Raw genomic sequence first — 10,363 nt, 5'->3', positions numbered from 1 at the left:
TAACGTGCTGATTGATGATGCCGTGATCACGGCAGCGATCGCTCCTGTGGCTAACACGTTGGTAGATCCCAACCTATCGGTAAATCCCAGCACATCGGTAAATCCTAATATATCGGTAAACTCTACCATACAAGTGACTGCCCAAAGAGTGAGCTTGCTAAATGGCGGACAACTACGCTTCGCTGACTCAAGAGCCAATAATCCGACAGCGATCGTGGTGAATGCTAGTGATCAATTAGTGATTTCAGGTGCCAACAGTGGCATTTTCAGTACTGCTCGACCAAGTATCAGACAAGATCCTGTCGCCATGCAAGTGACCGCTCGGACGGTGAGCCTGCTAAATGGCGGACAATTGCGCATCGCTGACTTGGGAATCAATAATCCAACAGCGATTGCAGTGACTGCCACTGATCAATTGCTGATCTCAGGTGCCAATAGTGGCATTTTTAGTGATACTCAATCAGATACTAGACAAGGTGGAGCCGTTACCCTAGCTAGTAACGCCATCCAAATTTCTGACAGTGCTATGGTGGAAACTAGCACAACCGGGGCAGCAGCAGGTGGTAACATTAGCCTGTCTGCGCCGACGGTCAATATCACCGCTGGGGGAAAGCTGCAAACTAGCGCATGGGGAATAGGGCAAGCTGGTGATATCACCCTGGGAATGGCGGCAAATCCAACGGGCAGGATTACGATTTCTGACCCTACTACTGTTGTACAGAGCACCACAACTGCCAATGGTAATGGCGGCAACATTACCCTCATGGGTGATTTAATTACCGTTGCCAACAATGCCAGTGTGGGCATCAGTACAACAGGTGCAGGCAATGCAGGCAACATTACCTTGGCGGCCCAAAATCAGGTGACCTTGCAATCAGGAGGCACGATCGCCTCTGCTACATCCTCCGATGGAGCTAGTGGCTTGGTCAAGATTGCAGCCCCAGTGATTGCAATGGATGCATCTCAAATTGTCACGTCCACTGCAGGTAGTGGTCATGCAGGTACTATTACCCTAAGCGGCAGCGATCGCATCAACATTGCCAACAATAGCCAGATTCGTAGTCAGGTCAGTACTTCTACTGCCACAGGGCAAGGTGGCAACATCCAGTTCACGACCCCAAACCTAACGGTTAGTCGATCGCTCGTGAGTGCTGAAACGATAGGCCAAGGCAACGGTGGCACCCTCACAGCCCAGGCCCAGAGACTGCAACTAGCAGAAGGTGGTGCGCTGCAAACCTTGACAGCTGGCAGCGGCAATACCGGCACCCTATCCCTTGCTGTGACTAATAGCACAACCCTAACGAGTCAAGCTCAAATTCGAGCCATCGTGGGCATTGGTGCCACTGGCAATAGTTTACCTGTGCAGCTTGTCACCCCATCTCTCAGCCTAGATGGTGGCGCTCAGGTGCTTTCTCGCGTCAGTGGTAATGCTACGGGAGGGGAGGTGCAAATTCGAGTAGGCACGATCGCTCTGGCTGGGGGTAGTGCCATACAAAGTTTAGTGGAGTCAGAATTTGGCACCGGCAGTAATGTGAGGCTGCAAACCAATGCACTTACCGTGAATAACGCTGCTATTCGTTCGGTCAATCGCGGTAGTCGGCAAGGTGGCCAGCTTGCAATCACAACAGATGGCGACATTGTATTAACTGGTGGTCAAGTCCTGACTAGCACAGAGCTAGGTAATGGCAGTGGCACTGCCGAGAGTCAGGGTGGAAATGTGATTGTGCGAGGACGCTCGCTACAACTCAACCAGGGTAGTCAACTAGCTACAAACATTACTACTAATGGGCAAGGGGGAGCGATAGACATATCTACTAGTGAGCCAATTCGTTTGGCAGGCAGTGAATCTGACTTGCCACAAACTTTCATCACCAGCGTAACTGCCGGCAATAATTCAAGGGGCACTGGAGGCACAATTCGGCTAACTGCACCCACAGTAGAATTGGCAAGTAATGCTGTAGTGAGCAGCACCACAGCTTCAGCGGGTAATGGCGGTAACCTTCAGATTACTACCAACGTATTGACTCTAACTCAAGGTGGACAGTTGCGTGTCACGGCTTCTGGTGCTGGTAATTCAGGAGACATTGAGATTGCAAGTCGTAGTCGCCTAACAATCGCAGACCCCAACACGGGTATTTTTGCCACGACAACCCCTACAGCTACCGGTAATGCTGGCAACATTACAATTCACCCCGATGTGGTGCTGTTGAGGAATGAGGGCACGATCGCAGCTATCAGTAATGGCAGTGGCAGCGGTGGCAACATCAGTCTACAAGGAAACGGCATTACTCTCCAAAATCGGGCTGCCATTGTGACTGAAACTGCTAGTGGCCAAGGTGGCAATATTGCCATTCAACTGCAAGATTTACTATTTCTTCGGGATGCCGGCCTGATTTCTGCTACCAGTCCCACTGCGGGTAGTGGCAGCAACCTTCGCTTTAGCGGCGGCTACATTATCGGATTTCCTAGCGAAAATAGTGACATTATTGCCACTACAGTGGGAGGCACAGGAGGCACGATTCAAATTGCTAGCCGAGGCGTGTTTGGGTTTACACCTCGTACTGACTCCAGTGCAATTAGTGACATTACAACTCGTGCTTCCCTTCAGGTTCAAGGACAGACGATCGTAACTACATTAGGAGATGATCCTAGTAAAGGCTTGATACAGCTACCTGATGATGTTTTAGATACGTCCAATCAGATTGTGGTGGGGTGCCCTGCTGAGGGTGGTAACAAATTTACAATCCCTGGGCGCGGTGGTTTGTTGCCCAATCCTTCTGAGATTGTGAATCTTCTGCCAACGTTGATTGACTGGGGAGATGATCAGGCCAATACTACTGTTCAAGAGGGTCAAGACCCGGAGGTTAGCTCAAGTCACCCGTCGCCAGCATTATTTTCAACGCCGGAAGTATCTGTAGACAGCAGACGATCGCCTCAGTCATCGTCCCCACCTGAGTTGTCCCCAGCTCATCAGTGGGTGAGATTGCCTGACGGCAAAGTTATCTTAGTAGGCTATGGTTCTCTACAATCGTGGCCATTATCATCGTCCTGTTCATCTCCAACTCGCTCAGGGCCATAACACTATGCGACAACGTGCTCAGTTTCGACGGTTTTTAACTATCCTACTGGCGATTGCAGCGGGTCTTGTGGTTGCTGTTAGTGGACATTCACTCCGTACCGAGCCGGTGCCTCGCTTCCACAATCTCACATCAAGGGCATCTAACCCTGCTGATAACAGTTGGCTAATTGCAGACAGTCAATTCCAGGTTCCCACTTTATCTAACCATCAACAGTCAACGCCTAACGAAGGGCGCGCCCTCTATGAAGCTGGACGGTATGCTGATGCTCTTCAAGTTTGGCAGCATCAGTTGCGGGCCTTTACCATCCAGGGCGATCGTCGCAACCGTGCCCTTACCCTAGGGTATTTAGCACTGACCTATGGGCAATTAGGGCAATGGGATAAGGCTAATGAGGCAATTGCTACCAGCCTTAACCTCGTGCAGCAACTTCCGAACAACTCGACTACGAGCCTTGCATGGGCACAACTTCTGATGATTCAGGGCCACCTACAGTTGCATCAAAGCCACGCTGACACTGCTCTGGCAACCTGGCAACAAGCACAAAATATCTATCAAGCTATTGGTGCAACGAGTCAGGTTATTCAAGCCGAGATTAACCAGGATAATGCTTTACAGGCAATGGGGCTGTATGCTCGTGCCCACCAAACCCTAAAAGCTACTGCTAAAAAGCTTGAGACTCAGCCTGATTCTGCTCTCAAGGCTATGGGATTTCTGCATCTGGGTAATGCTCTACGCCTGATCCGGGTATTGGATAGTTCCCAAGAGGCTCTCACTGAAAGTCTGGCTATTGCCGATCGCATCGGAGCCAGCAACGAGCGACAGTTAGCCCTGCTTCAGCTTGGCAACACAGCCCGTGCCCAACGCCAAACCACTGCTGCTTTACGCTATTACCGCCAAGTCACTTGTCCATCCATTACCCCCAGTACCATCAACCTCTCGACTCAGGAAGAAACGATCGACTGTGCAGTCAAACTCCAAGCTCAGCTCAATCAACTGCGGCTATTGCTTGACCTCGAGCAACTTGATCAAGCATCCTCTCTGTTACCTGAATTGCATAGCTACCTGGCAGCTATACCCGTAAGCGAATTTGCTATTTATGCCAAAATCGATTTTGCTGAAAGCCTAACGCGCTACTGGTCATTGAGGGCAACGCAGGCAAAAACACCCGTTACAAAACCCGCAGCACCAACTGATACCCGGTTACAGCCTGAGAAATATCAACTTGATGATGTTCCTTCAGACAAAATTTTGGAGATTGCTCGGATGTTTGCCTCTGCCAGTCAGCAAGCAAAACAAATTCGCAATCCTCGAGCTGAGTCCTATGCGTTAGGTCGGCTAGGGGGGCTGTATGAGGCTAGTCAACAGTGGGCAGAGGCGATCGACCTCACTCAGCAAGCACTGGTTTTAGCCCAAGGGTTGAACATACCTGGAACCCTTTATCAATGGCAGTGGCAACTGGGGCGGCTGTTAGTGAAAATGGGGGATTACGGGCGAGCGATCGCTGCCTATCAGGAGGCCGTGAATACTTTAGATGCTATCAGCAGTGATTTGACAGCCATTAACCCAGATGTTCAGCTTTCATTTCGCGAGGGTGTGGAACCCGTTTATCGGGAATTGATGTCGTTGTTGTTGCCCGTTGACAAACCAGTTGACCAATCAAAACTCGCCCAAGCACGGCAATTGATTGAAGCTCTGCAACTGGCAGAGTTAAAGAACTATTTTCGAGAAGCTTGTTTGGATTTACAACCCAAGCCAGTGGAGACTATTGACAAGGGTGCTGCTATCATCTATCCCATTCTCTTGCCCGACCGGCTAGAGGTGCTACTTTCGCTGCCAGACCAATCCTTACATCGCCATACTACCAAACTGCCGCGTACAGAAATTGAAGCCACGATCGCCGACATGCAACGTTCACTCCGACGCAATTCATTTCTAAATGAGCGATTGCCACTGGCTAAAAGGGTCTACGGCTGGTTGATCAAGCCCTTTGAAGCAGAATTGTCTGGAATTGAAACGATCGTGTTTCTATTGGATGGTTCCCTTAGAAACTTGCCCATGGCAGCACTTCACAGTGAAGATCACTACCTGATTGAAGATTACCGAATTGCCCTCACACCTAGCCTGAGCTTGCTACGACCTAGTCCTCTCAATGAGGGTGGTTTACGAGTCTTAAAGGCAGGCATCAGCCAAGCGACCGAAGGATTCTTGCCCCTACCAGGGGTAGAGACTGAAATTGCCACAATTGCACCCAACTTGCCTAGTGTCACCCTCCTAAATCAAGACTTTACAGCCGAACGGCTAGAGCAACAGCTTAAATCCGCCCCCTTTCCAGTCATTCACTTGGCAACCCATGGACAATTTAGCTCAAATCCAAACGAGACATTTATCCTGGCTTGGAATCAACGGATTAGCTTAAGCAAATTGGAAGAAATTCTAAAGATTTTAGAATATCGGCCAACTCCGATCGAGCTGCTAATTTTGAGTGCTTGTCAAACTGCCGCTGGTGACGATCGGGCATCCTTGGGGTTAGCAGGCGTAGCTGTTCGCTCTGGTGCCCGTAGCACCCTAGCAACCCTCTGGGCTGTAGAAGATCAATCGACTGCAGATCTTATGATCGAGTTCTATCGCCAAGTGACCCAACCGGGAATTACTAGAGCAGAAGCCCTACGTCGTGCCCAGCTAAAACTGCTTCGGGGGAATTATGAACACCCTTACTTTTGGGCACCATTTGTGCTAGTGGGTAACTGGCTGTAGGTTATACTGTCTACAGTTATGGTAATTGATTCTCTCCGTCCTCCAAGCCCCTAGGAGATTAATCATGACTCATCGTCGTTTGCGTGGTTCGCTATTAAACGGGTTCAAGGTATCGACGATCGCGCTTATTACTCTAGGTTGGTTCCTGTCTAGTTTGGCGATCGCAGCACCAGCAAATAGGAGATTTCAGGTTGTATTCCGCCCTCGTGCTGGTGAGGGTGCCCCTCAGCAAACTCGTGGCGCTGCTACTCGTGGCAATTGTCATGCTGATGTGGGCAATGATTCCTTGGCCTTGACTCTGCTATTGCCGTCAGCTAATCCCAGCCTTCAGAAACAAGGATCGACTGTAAAAGCAGGATTGACTGTAAAAGAAGAATTGACCGTATCTGCACATCCTACATTTCTGGTCTATGTGCCTAAGACATCGGCTAAAATAGCTGAATTTACGTTGGCAACGGATGTACCAGAAAGAGCTGTTAGAGCCAAAGAAGCATCTCAGTATACATACACTCAACGCATAGCTCTTACAGGTCAACCTGGTATTATTGCTGTGACGTTGCCCAGTGATGAACCAGCATTAGCTCTGAATACTCCCTACAAGTGGACATTCTCTTTGGTTTGTGGGGATGATCGCAATCGCTCAGCCGATGCCTACGCCGAGGGTACAATCCGTCGTGTCACTCTGGAAGCAGATCAGCAAGTTCGGCTAGCTCGTGCAACAGATGCTCTTGAGAAAGCCGCTATCTATGGCGAAGCGGGCATTTGGTATGACTTGGTAGCAACACTAGCGGCTGCACAGCGACTCTCCCAAGGAGATGCTGCAGTCTCAGATAGCTGGGCTAATCTCCTGAACTCGACAACCGTTAATCTTGGTTCGCTAGCCCAAGCTTCTCTAGTAGATTAAGTTGCCTTAGCTACGCTATGCTACCGATATCGTCGTTCACTTAAAGGCGTGTAATGTGGCCAATTCGGTGGCACCCCATTCTTAAGCAGGCAGTTCACAGGTGGCGAGGCGCACTTCTTGTAATGCCTGCAGTCGCTGGATTTGTCATCATCCTGCGCTTGTTGGGGTTGTTTCAGCTACCAGAGTTGGTTATGTTAGACCAATTCTTTCGTTGGCAGCCGTTAACCCATCCACAACACCCAGTTGTAATTGTCGGTGTGACCGAAACTGACTTGAGCCGCCTTAGAGAGTGGCCGTTGTCAGATGCACGCTTAGCAGAGCTGCTTCGCAAAATTAATGCCCATCAGCCCGCTGCGATCGGACTTGATATCTACCGACCATTTCCAGTTGGTGATGGTGCAATGGAACTCCGACACTTGTTCCAGACAACACCTAACTTAATTGGCGTGCAGAAGGTGCTAGCCAACAATACTGACAATTCAGTTGCTCCACCCCCTGTGCTGAAAGAGCTTGACCAAGTGGGTGCAGTGGATATTGTGACAGATATAGATGGACGTGTTCGGCGAGGCCTGTTATCGATTGAAAAACAAGGCAGCTTTTACTATAGCCTGCCGTTGCGGTTAGCACTCCTGTATCTTGAACCCAGAGGCATTACACCTGAACCTGTTGACCAAGCTCAAACAATTATTCAACTGGGGAAGGCACGGTTCACTGCCCTCCAGCGCCATGATGGTAGTTATACCCATGTAGATGCTGGTGGGTATCAAATAATGCTTACCTATCGAGGCTGGCGACATGTCCCTGGCGATCGCCATAGTCCATTTCCAATTGTGCCTGTCTCTGACGTTCTAGATAATAAAGTGGATGATGGACTGATGCACGATCGCATTGTTCTGATTGGCTCGATCGCCGAAAGCCTCAAAGACTTTTTTGCAACTCCCTTTAGCCAAGGCCCTGCGTCTACTGGGGTAGAAATTCATGCAGAACTAGTTAGCCAGATTCTTAGTGCTGCTCTGGAAGGAAAGCCTCTCTTCCAATTCTGGCCTGATCCATTGGAATATTTGTGGATTGCTGGCTGGGCAAGTATTGGCGCTATCTTAGGCTGGGTGCTGCGTGGCCCTTTTTGGTCACTGCTCGCAGTGTTGATCGCGGTTGTAGCACTGGCTAGTGAAGCCTATCTAGCCTTTTTAGCCAAGTGGTGGATTCCCCTCGTACCCCCTATGGTGGCATTGCTCGGTGCAACCACCCTGAGCCGATTTTATGGGTTAGCTTCTATGCTCAGACAGTCCTATCGGCAGTTAGCAGACTATTCTCAACAGCTAGAACTCAAGGTATTTGAGCGTACTCGTGACCTAGAGATAGAAATTCAAGAGCGTAAACAGGCAGAAGAAGCATTGCGCGTAGCAAAAGAGCAGGCAGACATGGCCAATCGAGCCAAGAGTGTATTTCTGTCGAAGATGAGCCATGAGCTGCGGACACCATTGAATGCCATCCTAGGGTTTACCCAAGTGTTACATCGAGATGCCCACCTCCAACCAGACCAGAGGTCATACCTCGACATCATTAGTCGTAGTGGAGAACATTTGCTGACGCTGATTAATGATGTGCTGGATATGTCCAAGATTGAAGCTGGTAAGGTTACTCTTAATGAAGATGTGGTCAATCTACGTAGCACGATTGTAGCGATCGTTGAAATGCTACAGCTTAAGGCCCAGGCTAAGGGGTTAAACCTTGAGATTGACTATGCTGCTGATTTACCAACTTACGTTAAGACGGATGAGAGCAAGCTGCGCCAAATTTTGATCAACCTGTTGGGGAATGCGATTAAATTCACCCAGCAGGGCAGAGTAACCCTACACGTTCAGATCGCAAACCCTCAAGGCTCATCAGCGACTGCCCGCCATGCTAGTAACACCTGGTCGCCTACAGATAATCCACGCACAATGCTTCAGTTTGACGTGGAAGACACTGGCCCCGGCATTGCTCCTGAAGAGCTTGATCTCTTGTTTGGTAGCTTTAGTCAGACAGAAACAGGGCGCAAATCTCAGGAGGGCAGTGGCCTAGGCTTGTTAATTACTCGCCAGTTTGTGCAGTTAATGGGGGGAACGATCAACGTTCGTAGCACCCTGAATGCAGGCACAACCTTCACAGTAGTTTTGCCTGTTCAAGTTGTGAATGCCTTGCAGTTCCACAGCCACCAACCATTACGCCGAGTAACTGGCCTGTCACCCAATCAGCCTAGCTATCGTATCCTTGTAGTCGAAGACCATCTCGAAAACCAAGAGTTACTTGTGCGCTTGCTAACACTCGTTGGTTTCCAGGTTCGAGCCGCCTCTAACGGGGTTGAGGCCATTCAACAGTGGGATGAATGGTCACCTGATCTAATCTGGATGGATCTGCAGATGCCAGTTATGGATGGCTACGAAGCGACTCGACAAATCCGTGAACGCGAACGCACGAAACAGCTAACGCCTTTAGATCAGATGGGCGATCGCCTAACCACTACTCAGCGACGGCCAACCATTATCATTGCCAACACAGCTAGCGCCTTTGAGGACGAGCGACCAAAAGTGTTAGCCGCAGGTTGTGACGACCTTGTGCTTAAACCATTGCAAGACCACATCATTTTTAGCATGATGAGCCACTATTTAGGGGTTCGCTATCAGTACGACGACGATGATGCCCATGGGGTAAATCAACATGACCACACTACAGATGACTCGTCGTCAACCCCATCTCAGGCTGTTCTCACTGCTAGTGATCTAGCGATAATGCCCCCGCAATGGATTACTGATCTGCATCAAGCTGCTCTGTGTGCAGACGATGATCTGATTCTCCAACTCTTGGCAGACATCCCTGCCTCTCACCAAGCGATCGCACAACAATTACGCACCCTAGTCACCAAGTTTCGCTTTGACCAAATTATTCACTTAACTAGTTCAGAGACTTAGTAGCCTGATGATTATTGTTGACTCTGACGTATAGTGCCTTAGAGAGTGATAAATCACAGTTAAAGCTATAGGCCACAACAAGTTTGAGCCAAGCATAGCCTATTGCCACGGACTGCAAACCGCTATAACTGTTAATAGCTGACATTGAATCCCATGGGCATATCTTCACCGCGTGCAACAATCTTAGCTGTCGATGACCAACCCGATAACTTGCGGCTGTTGGCAAAAATGCTCAACGATCGTGGCTACAAAGTCCGTAAAGCATTGAACGGTCGGTTAGCCCTCACAACCGTGCAGGTGTCGTTACCAGACCTCATCTTGCTAGATATCACCATGCCAGATATCAGTGGCTATGAAGTCTGTGCCCGCCTTAAAGCCTCAGAAACAAGCCGTAACATTCCAGTTATTTTTGTGAGTGGCCTAGGCGAAGCATTGGATAAAGTTAAAGCCTTTGAAGTCGGTGCCGCTGACTATATCACTAAACCCTTTCACGTTGAAGAGGTGCTAGCACGGGTAGAAAATCAGCTCACCATTTGTCGCCAGCAGCAACAGATTCAGGCGCAAAATCAACAACTCCAAGCAGCTTTACACCACGCCCAACATCTGAACGAGCTAAAGTCTCGGTTTGTGGCAATGGTGTCCCACGAGTTCCGCGGCCCCCTAACCACAATTTT

The 10,363-nt window shown here is 49.5% G+C and carries 5 protein-coding genes; all 5 read left to right on the top strand.

From position 1 onward, the window contains the following. Positions 1 to 133: 133 nt before the first annotated feature. On the top strand, positions 134 to 3,079 hold the full coding sequence (locus tag NZ772_07030) for an S-layer family protein (protein ID MCS6813311.1): 2,946 nt from the start codon (positions 134 to 136) through the stop codon (positions 3,077 to 3,079). After that, a complete protein-coding gene (locus tag NZ772_07025; GenBank protein MCS6813310.1) occupies positions 3,015 to 5,834 on the top strand; it encodes a CHAT domain-containing protein in 2,820 nt (939 codons plus the stop codon). The genes NZ772_07030 and NZ772_07025 overlap by 65 nt, the downstream gene beginning before the upstream one ends. 64 nt (positions 5,835 to 5,898) lie before the next feature. Continuing rightward, entirely contained in the window at positions 5,899 to 6,738 is an 840-nt protein-coding gene (locus NZ772_07020) for a DUF928 domain-containing protein (GenBank protein MCS6813309.1), read from the top strand. 122 nt (positions 6,739 to 6,860) lie between these two features. Continuing rightward, positions 6,861 to 9,689, top strand: coding sequence for a CHASE2 domain-containing protein (locus NZ772_07015; protein MCS6813308.1), 2,829 nt, complete (start codon positions 6,861 to 6,863; stop codon positions 9,687 to 9,689). A gap of 153 nt (positions 9,690 to 9,842) precedes the next feature. After that, positions 9,843 to 10,363, top strand: a 521-nt coding sequence (locus NZ772_07010; GenBank protein ID MCS6813307.1) for a response regulator, incomplete at its 3' end; no start/stop codon positions are given.

Source organism: Cyanobacteriota bacterium (assembly GCA_025054735.1).
Lineage (GTDB): Bacteria > Cyanobacteriota > Cyanobacteriia > SKYG9 > SKYG9 > SKYG9.
The sequence above is the reverse complement of the archived record's forward strand: the minus strand, read 5'-3'. Positions and strand labels throughout refer to the sequence as shown.

Coding starts and splice junctions, on each gene's coding strand:
- NZ772_07015 (MCS6813308.1), top strand. CDS start 6,861: ATGCCTGCAGTCGCTGGATTTGTCATCATCCTGCGCTTGTTGGGGTTG.
- NZ772_07020 (MCS6813309.1), top strand. CDS start 5,899: ATGACTCATCGTCGTTTGCGTGGTTCGCTATTAAACGGGTTCAAGGTA.
- NZ772_07025 (MCS6813310.1), top strand. CDS start 3,015: ATGGTTCTCTACAATCGTGGCCATTATCATCGTCCTGTTCATCTCCAA.